The organism is Streptomyces sp. NPDC041814, assembly GCF_055590565.1.
Genome location: NZ_JBVJAM010000013.1, coordinates 201977 through 216567, shown reverse-complemented (window position 1 = coordinate 216567; position 14591 = coordinate 201977). Strand labels below are relative to the sequence as shown.

Genomic DNA, 14591 nt, shown 5'->3' with positions numbered 1-14591 from the left:
GGGTGTGCCACCCGGGGGCGGGCGGGGACCGTACGCTGTGCCGGTGAAACCTGTGACCCGCTTCGTTCTCATCGGTGCGCCGCTGGCGATAGCCGTCGCCCTCGTCTTCAACACCGGCGACGACGCCGGGCTTCCCACGGACTCCCCCAAGGCCGCCGAGGCGTCGGCCACCGGGCCGGTGAACCCGGACCCGTTCGCGGCCGCGGACGACGAGGAGCGCGCGGAGATGAACGAGCGGGTCGACGGGGCGCCGGCCGGGCTCGCCGCGCCGAAGATGCGCGAGATCGCGTGGCAGCTGCTGGCCAGCGCGGAGGGCTCGACGCTGGACTGGCGCACCCAGTACGCGACGATCGAGGACAGCGGAGACGGCACCGGATACGCGGCGGGTCTCGTCGGTTTCTGCTCCGGTACGCACGACATGCTGGCGTTCGTCGAGGCGTTCACGAAGGACCACCCGGACAACCCGCTCGCCCCGTACCTGCCCGCGCTGCGCAAGGTCGACGGCACCGGGTCGCACGAGGGCCTGGACCCGGGGTTCACGGGGGCGTGGAAGAAGGCGGCCGGGGACCCGGCGTTCCGCAAGGCGCAGGAGGAGGTCCGCGACAAGCAGTACTTCGAGCCGGCGGTGCGTCTGGCGAAGCTGGACGGGCTCGGCGCGCTGGGCCAGTTCATCTACTTCGACACCATGGTGCTCCAGGGCCCCGGGCACGAGGCGGACTCCTTCTACGGCATCCGGCAGGCGGCGCTGGCCGAGGCGGACACGGTCGCGGAGGGCGGTGACGAGTCGGCGTACCTGGACATCTTCCTGGACACCGCGCGGGCCGTGATGAAGTCGAAGAAGAACCAGCAGCACGACACCTCACGCATCGACACCGCGCAGCGCGTCTTCCTGGAGGACGAGAACTTCGGTCTGGAGCCGCCGCTGACCTGGAAGATGTACGGGGACACGTTCCGCATCCCGTCGTGATCCCGGACCTTCCGCTACACCCGTCAGCCCCGGGCGTCCTGTCTGATCAGTTCGGCGGCCCTCTCGGCGATGGCGACCGTGGGCGCGTGGGTGTGCCCCCGGGTGATGCGCGGCATGACGGAGGCGTCGACCACGCGCAGGCCCCGGACGCCGCGCACCCGGAGCCGGGGGTCGGTGACCGATCCGGGGTCGTCGCCCATCCGGCAGGTGCCGACGGGGTGGTAGAGGGTTTCCGCCCCGGTCCGGATCGCCTCGGCCAGGCGGTCGTCGTCCACCGCCCCGGGGTAGTGGCCCATGGGCGTCGAGGTGTGCGGGGCGAGAGCCGTGTGGGCGAAAAGCCGTTCGGCGTGGCGGACGCCGTCCATCATGCGCCGCAGATCGGTACCGGCCGCGAGGTAGCCCGGGTCGATGCGCAGGGCGGAACGGGGGTCCGGGTGGTCCGAGTCCAGGGTGATGCGGCCGGTGCTCTCGGGCTGGAGCAGGACCACGCCGATCGTGATGCCGTGTTCGGTGGGCGGGGTCAGCCCGTGGTCGATGAACGGGGCCGGGGCGAAGATCAGTTCCAGGTCCGGGGCGGCCGGTGCGGAGGCGCTGCGCACGAAGGCGACGGCCTCCGCCAGGTTGGAGCTGAGCGGTCCGCGCCCGGTGAGCAGGTAGCGGGCGATGTTCACCGGGGTGTCGGCGCCCGTCATGGTGACCGGGCGCGGGCAGCGCAGGGTGACCGCGAAGGACAGGTGGTCCTGGAGGTTGCGGCCGACGTCCGGTGACGCCGCGCGCACCTCGACGCCCGCGCGGCGCAGTTCGCCGGGGTCGCCGATACCCGAACGCAGCAGCAGGTGCGGGGAGCCGATGGCACCGGCGCTGAGGATGACCTCCCGGCGGGCGGTGAGCGTGCCGGAGCTCTCGGTCTCCACCCCGGTGGCCCGGTCTCCCTCGAAGGCGAGGGCGCGGACGCGGGTGTGTGTGAGTATGTCCAGATTGGCGCGCCGGGCGGCAGGTTTGAGGTAGCCGTCGGCCGCGCTCCAGCGCCGTCCGCGCCGCTGGTTGACCGGGGTGAGGGCGACCCCGCTGTGGTCGGGCGCGTTCAGTTCGGGCAGGAACGTCAGGCCGTCGTCGCGGCAGGCGGTGACGAAGTCTTCGGTGAGCGGGGACGGGCTGCGGGGCGGCGCGATGTGCAGCGGGCCCTCGGTGCCGTACACCGTGCCGTCGCCGACCGGGCCGGACCAGCGCTCGGCGCGCCGGAAGTAGGGCACGATCGCGTCGTGGCCCCAGTCCGGCCCGGCGGCCGCCGCCCACGCGTCGTAGTCGTCGCGGTGTCCGCGTACCCACATCATGGCGTTGATCGAGGAGGAGCCGCCCAGGGTGTGGCCGCGCGGCCAGAACAGCTCACGGCCGCCGAGCTCCGACTGCTTCACCGTGCTGAAGTCCCAGTCGAACGGGGTCTTGAAAAGCTGCGGGAAGGCGGCCGGGACGCGGATCTCCTGCTTGCGGTCGGGTCCGCCCGACTCGACCAGCGCGACCCGCACGGTGGGATCCTCGGACAGCCGAGCGGCCAGCACGCAGCCGGCCGAACCCGCCCCGACGACGACGTAGTCGTACTCGCTCAACTCGGCTTCTCCTCCAGGTCGACGCGGGTTCCGTCGCGGTCACGGGGTCCGCGTACGGAAACGGTGGCGGCCGAAGTCTCGCACGTACGGGGCTGTTTCAGGCCCGCTCGCGGCCAACTCTGCGCAGCCGCTCCCGCTCCTTCTCGGACAGGCCGCCCCACACGCCGAAGCGCTCGTCGTTGTCGAGGGCGTACTCCAGGCACGCCTGCCGTCCCTCGCAGGCGTTGCAGAGCTGCTTGGCCTCACGGGTGGAGCTGCCGGGGGCGGGGAAGAAGAACTCGGGGCCCGCCTGGGCGCACAGTGCTGTCTCCTGCCAGGAGAAGGCGGGGTCGGTCGCGGTGTTGATCAGCATGGCGACCACATTGCCCCGTCGCGATAAACGACTGATCAACGCCGCGTCAATGGGGCGTCCGCCGGCCATGATCCGAACAAGAGGCCCTAGCCGTCGTGTCCGGGTACGGTGCCGTCCCGGTCGGCCACGAGGAGCATCCCGCCCATGCCCCGGTCGGCGTGGCTCTGCACGTGGCAGTGGTACATCCAGGCGCCCGCGCCCACGTGTTCGCCCGCGATCACCTGGAAGCCGAAGGAGTCCGCCGGTCCGACGATCTTCGTGTCGACCACCCGGCTCGGGTCGTCGGGCCCCGTGAGCATGCCCGTACGGTTGTCCGCCCAGCGGTGACCGTGCATGTGGAACGTGTGGTAGAAGTCGCCGTGCGTGATCATGACGACTTCGAGCCGGTCCCCGAGCGTGGTCGTGAAGTCCGGGCTCTTCCCGGCCGGGGTGTTGTTGATCGACATGCCGTTGAAGACGATCGTGATGGTCTTGTCCGGCAGGACGTCGCCCCGGCGCCGGACGACCAGCGGCCCGTAGAGCCCGTCGCGGATGCCACCGGTGCCGTGGTCGGAGCCCACGGCGTGGTCGTGGTAGTGCCAGTAGCCGGCGCTCCCCGGCTGCCAGGTGCCGTCGCGGCGCGGGCCGGGGGTGTGGGTGCGCCAGGTGTACGTGCGGGTGGCGCCGGGTTCGACGGTGCTGTGGTTCATCCGGGTGCCGTCGCTGGCGATGTCGTAGTCGACGCCGTGCGCGTGCAGCCCGGCGGGCACGTCCAGGGTGTTCACGAACTCGATGTGCAGGGTGTCGCCCTCGTTGAGCTCGATGAGCGGGCCCGGCACGGTGGCCTTGCCCTTCTCCAGGCCGTAGCCCATCCGGCCGTCCGGGAGCTTCTCCACGTACATCCGGATGTGCCGGACCACTCCCCCGGCGGGTGCTCGCCGTGCCGGGTGGGGCAGGGCGGCGGCGGGTGCCGGGAGGGACAGGGACGCCACCCCCGCCGCCGCCACGGCCCCGCCGCCCATCAGCATCCGCCGGCTGATACTTCTGCGGTCCATGTCGAACTCCCCACTGCTGACGGGTGCTGCCGAGGATGTGGCGACGGGCCGTGACGGACCCGGGAAAATCGCTTACCCACAGTAAGGACAAAGTCCGCCTCAGGGCCGTCAAGGCCGGTGGGCGAGTCGCGGAATGCGTCCGCGGATCAGGTGACCGTCGCCGCGTGCTGCGGCATGTGCTCGCGGCCGCCGGGGTGCCGGTGGCGCCACACCCAGAAGACCGTGCACGAGACCAGCGCCCAGACCCCGAGGACCAGATACGGGAAGACGCGCTGGTGACCCTGGTAGTAGACGGCGGTGTGCTGGGCGTTGACGGAGGCGCCCGGGGGCAGCCAGCGTCCGATGTGGCCGAGGAGCGAGGGCAGCAGCGGCCAGGAGACGGCACCGCCGGACGACGGGTTGCCCAGGAGCACCATGACGCCCCAGGTCGGCAGCATCGCCCAGCGGCCGATCAGGGTGTTGAACATGGTGAAGACCATGCCCGAGGTGAACATCGTGAAGGCGAGGATCAGCCAGGACTCGACGAACGGCAGGTCGACCGCCCCGAGCAGCCAGTCGACCACGGCGGCGATGGCGAAGGCGCCGAGCAGCGAGTAGAGGACCGTGAAGCCGATCCGTTCGGCCGGGATCAGTGCACGGGCGTGCACACTGAGCTGGATGGCGCCCACGAAGCCGACGATGACGGCGGCGAGCGAGATGTAGAAGAGCGCGAGCCCGCGCGGGTCGCCCTTCTGGAGGGGTTTGACGTCCTGCACGGCGACCGGGATGTCCAGCGTGTCCCCCACCTTCACGGCCGACTCGGCCAGCAGCTGGGCGACCGCCGCCCCGGAGGCCGCGGCCACGTCCAGCGACACGCCCCGCTCGCCGGACCGCACGATGGCGAAGACCCGCTGCTCCTCCAGGGCCTCACGCGCGGCGGCCGCGGTCGGGTAGACGTGGATGACCAGGGAGGCGTCGAGGGCCTTGTCCATCGCGGCGACGAACTCCCGGCCGCGCGTGGTGTCCGGCTCCCTGACCACGGCGGTGGGGACGCTGTGCGGGGTGGGGTTGGCCATGGCGTACGTGTAGGAGCCGGCGAAGAGCCCTGCGGCGGCGGACAGGATGAACAGCAGGACGATCGCCGGGAAGTACGGGGACTCCTTGAAGCCCTGCCACTTCTGGCCCCGGGTCAGCGGCCGGCCGTGTGCCCCGTGCTCGGGATCGCTCACGCCTCGTCGTCCTTGTCGCGGCGGGCGCGGCTCGGCTGCACGCGCTTGGGCTCGCCGGGCATTTTCGGGTACTCGGGCGGGTAGGGCAGGTCGCCTGGGCCGCCGTCGCTCGCGTGGCGGTCGGCGAGTTCGAGCAGCGAGTCCAGGCGGAAGGCCTCCTGGTCCATGTCGGCGTGCACGTCGCCGTGTTCCGCGTACCGCACGGGCATGGTGCGGAGGTCGAAGTCGCGGGGCTCGGCGTCGTCCACCTCCTCCCAGCGCAGCGGGGCGGACACCGGGGCGTGCGGGAAGGGCCGTACGGAGTAGGCGGAGGCGATGGTGCGGTCGCGGGCGGTCTGGTTGTAGTCGACGAAGATCCGCTCGCCGCGCTCCTCCTTCCACCAGGCGGTGGTGACCTGGTCCGGCATCCGGCTCTCCAGCTCCCGCCCGACCGCGATGGCCGCGCGCCGCACCTCGGTGAACGTCCAGCGCGCCTCGATGGGCACGAAGACGTGGATGCCGCGCCCGCCGGACGTCTTCGGCCAGCCGCGCAGCCCGTGCTCCTCCAGGACGCCGCGCAGTTCGTGGGCGGCGCGGACCGCGTCGGCGTATCCGGTGCCGGGCTGCGGGTCCAGGTCGATGCGGAGTTCGTCGGGGTGGTCGGTGTCCCCGCCCCGGACCGGCCAGGGGTGGAAGGTGAGGGTGCCGAGGTTGGCGGCCCAGAGGACGGCGGCCACCTCGGTGGGGCACATCTCCCGGGCGGACCGCCCGCTCGGGAAGGCGATCGTGGAGGTGGGGATCCACTCGGGGAGGTTCTTGGGGGCGCGCTTCTGGTAGAAGAACTCGCCCTCGACGCCGTCCACGAACCGCTGGAGGGTGGTGGGCCGGTCTCGCAGGGCGCGCAGGATGCCGGGGCCGACGGCGAGGAAGTACTCGGCGACGTCCCTCTTCGTGTAGCCCTTCGCCGGGAAGTAGACCTTGTCGGGATTGGACAGCCGGACCGCCCGCCCGGCCGCGTCCAGCTCCACCGCTGTGCCCGCTGCTGCCATGTCGGCCACCGTAGGCCGGGCACACATATGCCGCACATCGGGAGACTCCGGTCGCCTTACGGGTCACAATCGGGCCATGGACCTGCCGGTGATGCCACCCGTGAAGCCGATGCTCGCCAAGTCCGTGAAGCGGATTCCGCCGGGCATGCAGTACGAGGCGAAGTGGGACGGCTTCCGGGCGATCGTGCACCGGGACGGTGACGAGGTGGTGATCGGCAGCCGGACCGGCAAGCCGCTCACCCGGTACTTCCCCGAGGTGGTCGATGCCGTCCGGGAGAATCTGCCGGAGCGGTGTGTGGTGGACGGCGAGATCGTCGTCGCGCACGACGGCCGCCTCGACTTCGACCGGCTCAGCGAGCGCATCCACCCCGCCGAGTCCCGGGTGCGGTTGCTGGCCGGGCAGACACCGGCCGCGCTGATCGCCTTCGACCTGCTGGCGCTGGGCGACGACTCGCTCCTTGACACCCCGCAGGCGGACCGGCGCACGGTCCTGGAGGCGGCGCTCGCCGGGGCGTCGGCGCCGGTGCATCTGGCCCCGTCCACGACCGACCCGGCCCGCGCCGAGGAGTGGTTCGAGCGGTACGAGGGCGCGGGCCTCGACGGGGTCGTCGCGAAGCCGCTCGACGCGCCGTACCGGCCGGACGTCCGGTCCATGTACAAGATCAAGCACGAGCGGACCGCCGACTGCGTGGTGGCCGGATATCGCTTCCACAAGAGCGGCCCGGTCGTCGGCTCGCTGCTCCTCGGCCTGTACGACGACGCCGGCGCGCTCCAGCACGTAGGGGTGTGCGCGGCCTTCCCCATGAAGCGTCGCGCCGAACTCGTCACCGAGCTGGAACCCCTGCTGACCGACGCCGACGACCACCCGTGGCGTGCCTGGGCCGAGGCCGAGGCGCACGCGGGTGCCCGGCTGCCCGGCGCCCCGAGCCGCTGGTCCGGCAAGAAGGACATGTCCTGGGTGCCGCTGCGGCCGGAGCGGGTCTGCGAGGTGGCGTATGACCACATGGAGGGCGACCGCTTCCGGCACACCGCCCAGTGGCGCCGCTGGCGGCCCGACCGTACGCCGGACAGCTGCACGTACGCACAGTTGGAGGAGGTCGTCCGCTACGACCTCGCGGAAGTGCTGGCGGGCGGCTGAGCCGTCGTGAACAGGCCTTAGTCCGCCGTGGGGGGCAGGGTGGGGGTGGTGCAGGGTTCGCCGGTCTCCGTGGCGTCCGGTGAGGGTGAGGCGGTGGGCTCGGTGGTGTCGGTCGGGTCGGGCGCCGGGGTGGTCGTGCAGCCCGGGTCCGGCTTCGTCGTGGTCGGGTCCGGGTCGGGGGTGGTGCTCGGGTCCGGGGAGCCGGGAGCCGACGGGTCGGGCGAGGGACCGGTGGTGTCCGTCGGGTCCGGGTCGGGCGTGGTGCTCGGGTCGGGGTCGTGGGTGCCGGGAGTGGTCGGGCGGGTGCTGGTACCGGGCTGAGGGCCGACCTCGATGCCACCGCCGTCGTCCTTGGAACCGGAGCCGCCGACGGGGTGCTTGGGCTTGCTGGGGCTGCCCGCGCCGGGGCTCCTGGGGATGGGGCCCGTGCCGTCGGTGACCGGGTGGATGCCCTTGCGGTAGAACTCCAGCCAGGACAGCACCGTACGCAGGTAGGTCTCCGAGTGGTTGTAGCTGAGGATCGCCCGGTTCGTGTCGGAGGGGATCGACAGATCGCGGGTCCCGGCGCACAGGTAGGCCCCGGCGGAGAGCGCCGCGTCGTACACGTTGTTCGGATCGCGGCGCCCGTCTCCGTTGCCGTCGCGGCCCCAGCGCGCCCACGTCGAGGGGATGAACTGCATCGGGCCGACCGCCCGGTCGTACGTCGCGTCCCCGTCGTAGGCGCCCCCGTCGGTGTCCGCGATGTCGGCGAAACCGGCGCCGTTGAGGACCGGCCCGAGGATCGGCGAGACGGTCGTGCCGTTCCTGTCGACCCGGCCTCCGGCCGCGTGCCCGGACTCGACCTTGCCGATCGCCGCCAGGAGCTGCCAGGGCAGCCGGCAGCCGGGGTCGCTGCGGCCCATCGTGGTCTCGGCCCTGCGGTAGGCGGCGAGCACGGTGGCCGGGATGCCGGCCTCGGCCCAGGACTGCTTGGCCGCGGGGCTCTGCTTCTCGCCCTTCCTGGGCGGCTTCGGGCTTTTCAGGGGCGGGAGTTCGGTGTGGTACGAGTCGTCGTTGGGGACCTCGGACCAGACGACGTCGTCCGTCTTGTGACGCGGCTTCGCGGTCTCCTCGTGCGCGGCGAGCTGGGGTGCCTGCGACGCCGTGAGCGCGGCCATCACGGCGACGGCGGCTGCGGTGCCGCCGAGTCCTCGGCGCATGGTGCCGTTGAACCTCATGCGTGCTCTCCTTGGTGGGGTCGCCTGGGTCACCGGGTGAAGGTGTCGATCGCGGAGATCCGCCAGCTGCCGCCCTTGCGGACCGCGTCCACGCTGAACATGGCGGCGGCGTAGGTGGTCTCCTCGGACTTGCCGGTACGGGTGTTGCGCTGGTCGGCGTAGATCAGCAGCCGGGCCCGGTCGCCGTCGAGCATCTCCACACCGCTGTCGGTGACGGTCGTGGTGAGGACCAGCTTCTGCTTCGGCGCCTGCTCCCGGACCTCGGCGAGCATGTCCGCGTGCTGCTGGACCGCCTTGCCGGTCAGATACTTCGTCACCGCCGCCTCGGCCTTGGTGGGTGAGGCGTAGTCGTACGAGAAGACCGCGCCGACCGCCTCGGTGATCTGGCCCTTCACCTCGCTGGTGCGGCTGATGTCGGTCAGCGCGGTGTTCTGCCTGCTCGGGTCGTCGCGCAGGCTCGCCGCCGACGTGAACGCCCAGGCGGCGACGGCGCCGAGGACGAGGGTGAGGACGCAGAGGACGGCGGGCAGGCTGAGACGCGGCCTGCGCCGGGCGGTGGCCTTCCCGGCCTCCGGCCCGGCCGCCTCCTCGTCCTCCTCGGTCTCCGGCGCGGCCTCGTCCTGCGGGGCGTCGGGCTTCTCCGGGTCCGGGCCGCGTCCGGTGCGGGGGCGGGGCGGGGCGGTCGTCGCGGCGCGTTCGGCGGCGGCCACGGTGGCCAGGCGGCGCTGACGGTTGACCAGGTGACGGGTGGTCGACATGTCCGGGTTCCTCTCGGTGCGGGGGCGGGGGTGTCAGCCGGCGGTGTTGCCGACGGGCGCCTGGCCGAGGGCGCTGAGCTTCCACCCGTCGGGGGTGCGGGTGAGCTGGCCGAGCATCCGGCTCTCCTTCACCGCGGGCTTGCCCTTCGGCGCGGTCACGGTCACCCGGAGCGCCACCATGACCCCGGCCTTCCCGGCCCGGTCGTCCAGTTCGGTGACCGCGCCGGCCAGCACCTTCGCGGTGCTGACGGTCTTCGCCTGCTGGATCTGCTTCACGAACCCGCCCCGTCCGTCGACCAGTTGCTGGTGCAGGTCCCCGGTGGTGGAGTCCTCCCAGCTGTCGAGCCCCTTCTCCAGCTGCGCGTGGTCGAGCGTGTTCATGTTCTGCACGGCCTGCTCCCCCGCCGCCAGCACCTCGTCGCGGGTCTGGGCGTACGCGGCCGAGCTGTCGTGCCCCGCCTGGTACCGGGACACCCCGCCCCAGCCCGCGGCGCCGGCCGCCGCGACCGTCAGCACGATCGCCGCCGCCACCAGCGGATTCCTCGTCATCGCTACCCGTGCCATCGCTGCCTCTCCCTGCCGGCGGTCCCGCCGCGCTGTGCTGTCCGTGCTCGGTGGTGCGGTGGTGCTCCTCGCGGGCTACCGGGAGGTGATCTCCACGATCGTCCAGTGCCCTTCGCGCAGTTGGGCCGTGACGGAGAGCTGCGCGGCCGCCTTGCTCGCCGCCTTGCCCTTGCGCTCGTAGACCTGGTCCAGGAAGACGAGCAGGTGCGCGCTGTCCGGCGTGAGCCGGGTCACCCCGGCGCGCACGACATGGGTGGTGAGCGTGAGCTTCTGGTCCGCCGACTGCTTCTCGACCTGGCCGAACAGCGCCGCGTACTGCTGGAGCGCCTTGCCCGCGAGCAGCTTCTGCGCGGACGCCTTGGTGGCGGCAGTGCCGTCGGGGCTGTACGAGAAGACCTTGCCGAGCGCGTTGGTGACCTCGCCGGCCACCTGGGCGGTCGCCGCGCTGTCGGTGAGGGCCCGGTTGGACGTGGCGGGTGTGTCCCGCAGCTGCCTCCCCGCCACGTACATCACGGCCCCGGCGGCGAGCAGGGCGGCGACGAGGATTCCGGCGAGGACGCGCGGCCACCGGCGGGCCGGGCGGGTGCCGGTGTCGTCGGTGTCCTCGGGCGGCTCGACGGCGGCCTCCGGCTTCTCCTCGACGTCCGTGGTCATGCGCCGCTCCCTATGCCGAGCGCCGTGAGCGCCTTGATCTTCCAGCCGTCCCCGGTCCGGGCGAGCGTGGCCTCGAACCGTTTGCGCTCAGTGCCGGGCCGGCCGGTGCGCGGGGTGACCTCGACGTCGACGGTCGCGATCATCAGCGCGGTGCCGGTCCGCTGGTCGAGCTCGGTGAGCGCGGCGTCGGTGACCTTGCCGCGCGCGGTGGCGCCGGACGCCTTGAGGTCGGCGGCGTCCTTCTTACGGGTCCGCTTCAGCTGGTCGTACAACGGTCCCGTCGCGGACTCCAGCCACCCGGCCAGGCCCGCGTCCACGCTCGTCGCGTCCTTGCCGTCCATGGTGTTGAGCCGGGCCACCGCCTGGCGGCCGTCCGCGAGGGCGGCGTCCCGGCTCTTGGCGTAGGCCAGGTCGTCGTCACCGCGTGCCTGGGCGTAGGACCAGCCGCCGAGGGCGCAGACGAGGGCCGCGATCAGCAGGACGGCCCATCCGCCGAGGCTTCGCGTACGGGGGTTCACTCGCCGTCCTCCTGTCCCAGGCCGAGCAGCCCGGCCATGCCCCGGGCCTCCGGTGCCGCGTCGGCGGCGGCTCCGAGCACTCCGGGCAGCCGGTCCTCCTCGGTGTCCCCGAGGAGGAGCGCGCCGGCCTTCGCCGGTTCGGGCAGCGGGCCGCCGGTCGGGGCGTTGGCGCTGCCCCGGACGTCGATGCCGGTGCCGGGCGAGGCGGAGCAGCGGGCCTTGGTGTTGAGGGCGGGGGCGGGTGAGAGGTCGAGGCCGTTGCGGTAGGTCGTGCCCTCGTAGCCGGCGGTGCAGGGCAGCGGTTCGAAGAAGGTGATCGACATGCCGAACCGGGCCCCGTCCTCGTCCACCGCGCTGGCCCCGGCCGCCGCGACGGCGGGGAGCTTCACGAGCAGTTCCTCCAGGCCGCGCTGGCGGGTGACGGCGACGTCGGAGGTGGTGAGGAGGTTGGCGACGACGACCCCGAAGCTGGGTTCGACGTCCCGGAGCAGTCCGCTGATCTGGTTCGTGGCGTCGGGGGCGGCGGCGATCAGCTTGCGCAGATCGGTGTCGGACCCCTTGAGCTGGGCGGCCAGTTCCTTCGCGCCGGAGGCGAACCCCTTGAGCGCTTCGCCCTGCTCGACCTGGGTGCGCAGGACGGTCTTGCCGTCCTCCATCAGCCGGGTGTTGACGGGCAGCGCGTCGTCGGCGGCGTCCACGAACTCGCTGCCGGTGTCCAGGAGGACCTGGAGGTCGTCGCCGCGCCCGCTGAACGCGGTGCCGAACTCGTCCACGACGGTACGCAGGGACTCCAGGTCGACCGAGGAGGTGAGGTCGTTGACGCTGGTGAGCACGTTGGTCACGGGCGCCGGGACGGTGGTCTCGGCCTGGTCGATGACCGAGCCGTTCGCCAGGTAGGGGCCCTCGGTGCGGGTCGGCCGCAGGTCCACGTACTGCTCGCCGACTGCGGAGAGGTTGGCCACGACCGCCTTGAGGCCGTCGGGGATGCGGGGTGCGGACTTGTTGATCCGCAGCTCGGCCTCGACACCGTCGTCGGTGAGTTCGATGGGCCCGACCCGGCCGACCGAGACCCCCCGGTAGGTGACGTTGGAGTGGGTGAACAGGCCGCCGGTGCGCGGGAGTTGCATCTTGACGGTGTAGTAGTCGCGCATGCCGACGTAATGGCCGAGGTCGGCGTAGCGCACCCCGAGGTAGCCGAGCACCAGCACGGAGATGATGAGGAAGGCGATGTTCTTCAGCCGGATGGCGAGGGTGATCATCAGTTGCTCCCCTTCGAGTCCGTGGGCCGGCTCGTCGTCGGCGCCGAGGTGGCGGGGAGGGGCAGCGGCAGTCCGGCGCCGGCGACCGCCCGGGACTGGGCGGGCGGGGTCTCCGGGTCCGGGTCGTAGGCGGGGATGATCTGGGTGCCGGGTTCGGCCGTCAGGTCCAGGTACACGTTGAGGTAGTCGCCCTTCACGCCGCGCAGCACCTCGTCCGTGAACGGGTAGGTGAGCAGCACCTGGAGGGAGTCGGGGAGGTCGTTGCCGGAGTCGGCCAGGGCCCGCAGGGTCGGGGCGAGGGCCTTGAGGTCGGCGATGGTGTCCGCCTTGCTCCGGTTGATGGTGGTGACGGCGACGCCGGAGAGCGTGTCCAGGGAGCGGAGCATCGTCATGAGGGATCCACGCTGCTTCTCCAGGACCTTCATGCCGGGGCTGAGTTCGGTGAGGACGGTGCCGACCTGCTGTTTGCGGCCGGCGAGCGTGCTGGAGAGCCGGTTGACGCCGTCGAGCGCCGCGGTGATGTCGCCGCGGTGGTCGTCCAGGTTGGTGACGAGCTTGTCGACCCGGTGAAGCATGGACTTGACCTGCGGCTCCTGCCCGCTCAGGGCCTTGTTGAGTTCGGTGGTGATGGTCTTGAGCTGCTGGACGCCGCCGCCGTTGAGGAGCATGGACAGGGCGCCGAAGACCTCTTCGACCTCGGGGTTGCGATTGGTACGGCTGAGCGGGATGCGGTCGCCGTCGGCGAGGGTGCCCTGCTCCTTGCCCTTGGCGGGCGGGCGGAGCTGGACGTACTTCTCGCCGAGCAGGCTGGACTGCTCCAGATGGGCGTAGGCGTTGGCGGGCAGGTCGATCTTCCCGTTCACCTTCATGGTGACCCGGGCCTGCCAGCCGTCGGGCGCCAGCGAGATCTTGGTGACCCGGCCGACCGCGACGTCGTTGACCTTGACCGAGGACTGCGGGGAGAGGCTGAGCACGTCCCCGAAGTCCGCGGTGATCTCGTAGGGGTGGTCGCCGAGGTCGGCGCCGCCGGGCAGCGGCAGGTCCTCGATGCCGGAGAAGTGCGGGGCTCCGCATCCGGTGACGAAGAGGGTGCAGCACAGGCCGAGCGCGACGAGTGCCGGTCCGCCGGCGGTGCCGAGGGCCGCGGGTCTGCGCGGTCGACGGTTCATCGGTTCGCCCCCTTCGTGTCCTTGGCGTCCTTGGCGTCCTTCGGGGTGCCGTAGACCGTGCCCACCGCCGGGAGCGGCAGCGTGGGAAGCGCCCGTTGCCGTTCGGCGTCCACCGGGGAGAGACCCTGGAGGGCGAGGCTCGATTCGAGGAGCGGGCCGCCCATGCTGAGCTCGTTGAGGTTGGTCCGGCCGTTGAGCGTGCGGTGCTCGGGGTCGTACGCGTTGAGGACGTTGCCCGCGGAGAGCGGCAGGACGTCCATCGACTCGGCCAGTGAGGCGCGCTGGTCGACGAGGGCCTGGGTGATCGGCACGAGGGCGTCCACGTTCTTCTTGAGCTCGCCCCGGTTGTCCTTGATGAAGGACTTCACCTGACCGAGCGCGGTGCCGAGTTCCTTGAGGGCGGCGCCGAGGTTCTTCTTGTCGTCGGCGAGGAAGCCGGTGACGGAGTTCAGCTGCTCCTCGGCGGCGCGGACGTTGCCGTCGTTGTCCTTCAGCATGGTGGTGAAGGTCTGGAGGTAGGACAGCGTGTCGAAGAGGTTGCCGCTCGACTTGTCCAGGGTCTTGGTGGCCTTGCCGAACTGCTCGATGGAGTCGCCGATGTCCTTGCCGTTGCCCTTGAGGTTCTTGGCGCCGGTGTCCAGGAGCCCGGCGAAGGCCCCTTCGGCGTTCGCCCCGTCGGGGCCGAGCGCGGTGGAGAGTTCGGTGATGGAGGCGTAGAGCTGGTCCACCTCGACCGGGACGGCGTTGTTGGCGGCGGGCAGCTGGGCGCCGTCCGCCATGGCCGCTCCCCCGGTGTAGGCGGGGGCGAGCTGGACGTACCGGTCGGCGACCAGGCTGGGGGCGACGACGACGGCGTGCGCGTCCTCGGGGACCTGGATGCCCTTGTCGATGTGCAGGACGACCTTGACGTCCTTGCCGCGCGGTTCGACGGATTCGACGCGGCCGACGCGTACGCCGAGTATGCGCAGGTCGGACCCGGCGTAGACGCCGGTGACCTGGTCGAAGTAGGCGGTGACGGTGGTGCCGCCCTGCTCCTCCAGGGCCGAGACCCCGGAGGTGGCGGCGACGGCCACGACGACGAGGCCGGCACCGATGCCGATGACGCGGGTGAGTCTCAT

The 14591-nt window shown here is 71.9% G+C and carries 15 protein-coding genes; 2 read left to right on the top strand and 13 right to left on the bottom strand.

The features are described 5' to 3' along the window. Positions 1-52: 52 nt before the first annotated feature. Positions 53-967: a chitosanase gene (locus tag ACZ6C6_RS29030; protein WP_469206916.1), complete on the top strand. Its 915-nt coding sequence runs from the start codon at positions 53-55 to the stop codon at positions 965-967. Positions 968-990: 23 nt separating this feature from the next. Here the strand turns inward: ACZ6C6_RS29030 and ACZ6C6_RS29025 are convergent, their stop codons facing one another. From ACZ6C6_RS29025 to ligD, 5 genes are all read right to left on the bottom strand, one after another. Continuing rightward, positions 991-2574: a GMC family oxidoreductase gene (locus ACZ6C6_RS29025; protein WP_469206876.1), complete on the bottom strand. Its 1584-nt coding sequence runs from the start codon at positions 2572-2574 to the stop codon at positions 991-993. Between the two features lie 97 nt (positions 2575-2671). After that, a complete protein-coding gene (locus ACZ6C6_RS29020) occupies positions 2672-2926 on the bottom strand; it encodes a WhiB family transcriptional regulator (protein ID WP_018100193.1) in 255 nt (84 codons plus the stop codon). A gap of 86 nt (positions 2927-3012) precedes the next feature. Then, positions 3013-3960 (bottom strand): multicopper oxidase domain-containing protein, encoded by a 948-nt coding sequence (locus ACZ6C6_RS29015; RefSeq protein WP_469206874.1) that lies wholly within the window; start codon positions 3958-3960, stop codon positions 3013-3015. Positions 3961-4106: 146 nt separating this feature from the next. Then, on the bottom strand, positions 4107-5168 hold the full coding sequence (locus ACZ6C6_RS29010; RefSeq protein ID WP_469206872.1) for an ABC-2 transporter permease: 1062 nt from the start codon (positions 5166-5168) through the stop codon (positions 4107-4109). Continuing rightward, positions 5165-6175: a non-homologous end-joining DNA ligase gene (gene ligD / locus ACZ6C6_RS29005; protein WP_469206914.1), complete on the bottom strand. Its 1011-nt coding sequence runs from the start codon at positions 6173-6175 to the stop codon at positions 5165-5167. The genes ACZ6C6_RS29010 and ligD overlap by 4 nt, the downstream gene beginning before the upstream one ends. Before the next feature lie 97 nt (positions 6176-6272). Here ligD and ACZ6C6_RS29000 point away from each other — a divergent pair, with 97 nt between their 5' ends. Continuing rightward, on the top strand, positions 6273-7334 hold the full coding sequence (locus tag ACZ6C6_RS29000; protein WP_469206870.1) for an ATP-dependent DNA ligase: 1062 nt from the start codon (positions 6273-6275) through the stop codon (positions 7332-7334). 17 nt (positions 7335-7351) lie between these two features. On the opposite strand, the gene ACZ6C6_RS28995 is transcribed toward ACZ6C6_RS29000, so the two are convergent. The 8 genes from ACZ6C6_RS28995 to ACZ6C6_RS28960 form a co-directional block, all read right to left on the bottom strand. Continuing rightward, positions 7352-8551, bottom strand: coding sequence for a lytic transglycosylase domain-containing protein (locus ACZ6C6_RS28995; RefSeq protein WP_469206868.1), 1200 nt, complete (start codon positions 8549-8551; stop codon positions 7352-7354). A gap of 29 nt (positions 8552-8580) precedes the next feature. Next, positions 8581-9309, bottom strand: a complete 729-nt coding sequence (locus ACZ6C6_RS28990) for a hypothetical protein (RefSeq protein ID WP_469206866.1) — start codon at positions 9307-9309, stop codon at positions 8581-8583. 33 nt (positions 9310-9342) lie between these two features. Then, positions 9343-9873 (bottom strand): nuclear transport factor 2 family protein, encoded by a 531-nt coding sequence (locus tag ACZ6C6_RS28985; protein WP_469206864.1) that lies wholly within the window; start codon positions 9871-9873, stop codon positions 9343-9345. Between the two features lie 75 nt (positions 9874-9948). Further along, a complete protein-coding gene (locus ACZ6C6_RS28980) occupies positions 9949-10527 on the bottom strand; it encodes a hypothetical protein (protein WP_469206862.1) in 579 nt (192 codons plus the stop codon). Next, the gene (locus tag ACZ6C6_RS28975) at positions 10524-11045 is read right to left on the bottom strand and encodes a hypothetical protein (protein ID WP_469206860.1); all 522 of its coding nucleotides are present in this window, start codon (positions 11043-11045) and stop codon (positions 10524-10526) included. The genes ACZ6C6_RS28980 and ACZ6C6_RS28975 overlap by 4 nt, the downstream gene beginning before the upstream one ends. Beyond that, positions 11042-12304 carry an MCE family protein gene (locus ACZ6C6_RS28970; RefSeq protein WP_469206858.1) on the bottom strand — a complete coding sequence of 421 codons (1263 nt, stop codon included), beginning with the start codon at positions 12302-12304 and terminating at the stop codon, positions 11042-11044. Before ACZ6C6_RS28970 ends, ACZ6C6_RS28975 begins: the two co-directional genes overlap by 4 nt. Next, the gene (locus tag ACZ6C6_RS28965; protein ID WP_469206856.1) at positions 12304-13473 is read right to left on the bottom strand and encodes an MCE family protein; all 1170 of its coding nucleotides are present in this window, start codon (positions 13471-13473) and stop codon (positions 12304-12306) included. The genes ACZ6C6_RS28970 and ACZ6C6_RS28965 overlap by 1 nt, the downstream gene beginning before the upstream one ends. Continuing rightward, positions 13470-14591 (bottom strand): MCE family protein, encoded by a 1122-nt coding sequence (locus tag ACZ6C6_RS28960; RefSeq protein WP_469206855.1) that lies wholly within the window; start codon positions 14589-14591, stop codon positions 13470-13472. The genes ACZ6C6_RS28965 and ACZ6C6_RS28960 overlap by 4 nt, the downstream gene beginning before the upstream one ends.

Bases quoted from the DNA above. Each gene is read 5' to 3' on its own strand.
- ACZ6C6_RS28995 (WP_469206868.1), bottom strand. From the start codon at position 8,551: ATGAGGTTCAACGGCACCATGCGCCGAGGACTCGGCGGCACCGCAGCC.
- ACZ6C6_RS29015 (WP_469206874.1), bottom strand. From the start codon at position 3,960: ATGGACCGCAGAAGTATCAGCCGGCGGATGCTGATGGGCGGCGGGGCC.
- ACZ6C6_RS28965 (WP_469206856.1), bottom strand. From the start codon at position 13,473: ATGAACCGTCGACCGCGCAGACCCGCGGCCCTCGGCACCGCCGGCGGA.
- ACZ6C6_RS28990 (WP_469206866.1), bottom strand. From the start codon at position 9,309: ATGTCGACCACCCGTCACCTGGTCAACCGTCAGCGCCGCCTGGCCACC.
- ACZ6C6_RS28985 (WP_469206864.1), bottom strand. From the start codon at position 9,873: ATGGCACGGGTAGCGATGACGAGGAATCCGCTGGTGGCGGCGGCGATC.
- ACZ6C6_RS28980 (WP_469206862.1), bottom strand. From the start codon at position 10,527: ATGACCACGGACGTCGAGGAGAAGCCGGAGGCCGCCGTCGAGCCGCCC.
- ACZ6C6_RS29020 (WP_018100193.1), bottom strand. From the start codon at position 2,926: ATGCTGATCAACACCGCGACCGACCCCGCCTTCTCCTGGCAGGAGACA.
- ACZ6C6_RS28960 (WP_469206855.1), bottom strand. From the start codon at position 14,591: ATGAGACTCACCCGCGTCATCGGCATCGGTGCCGGCCTCGTCGTCGTG.
- ACZ6C6_RS28970 (WP_469206858.1), bottom strand. From the start codon at position 12,304: ATGATCACCCTCGCCATCCGGCTGAAGAACATCGCCTTCCTCATCATC.
- ACZ6C6_RS29000 (WP_469206870.1), top strand. From the start codon at position 6,273: ATGGACCTGCCGGTGATGCCACCCGTGAAGCCGATGCTCGCCAAGTCC.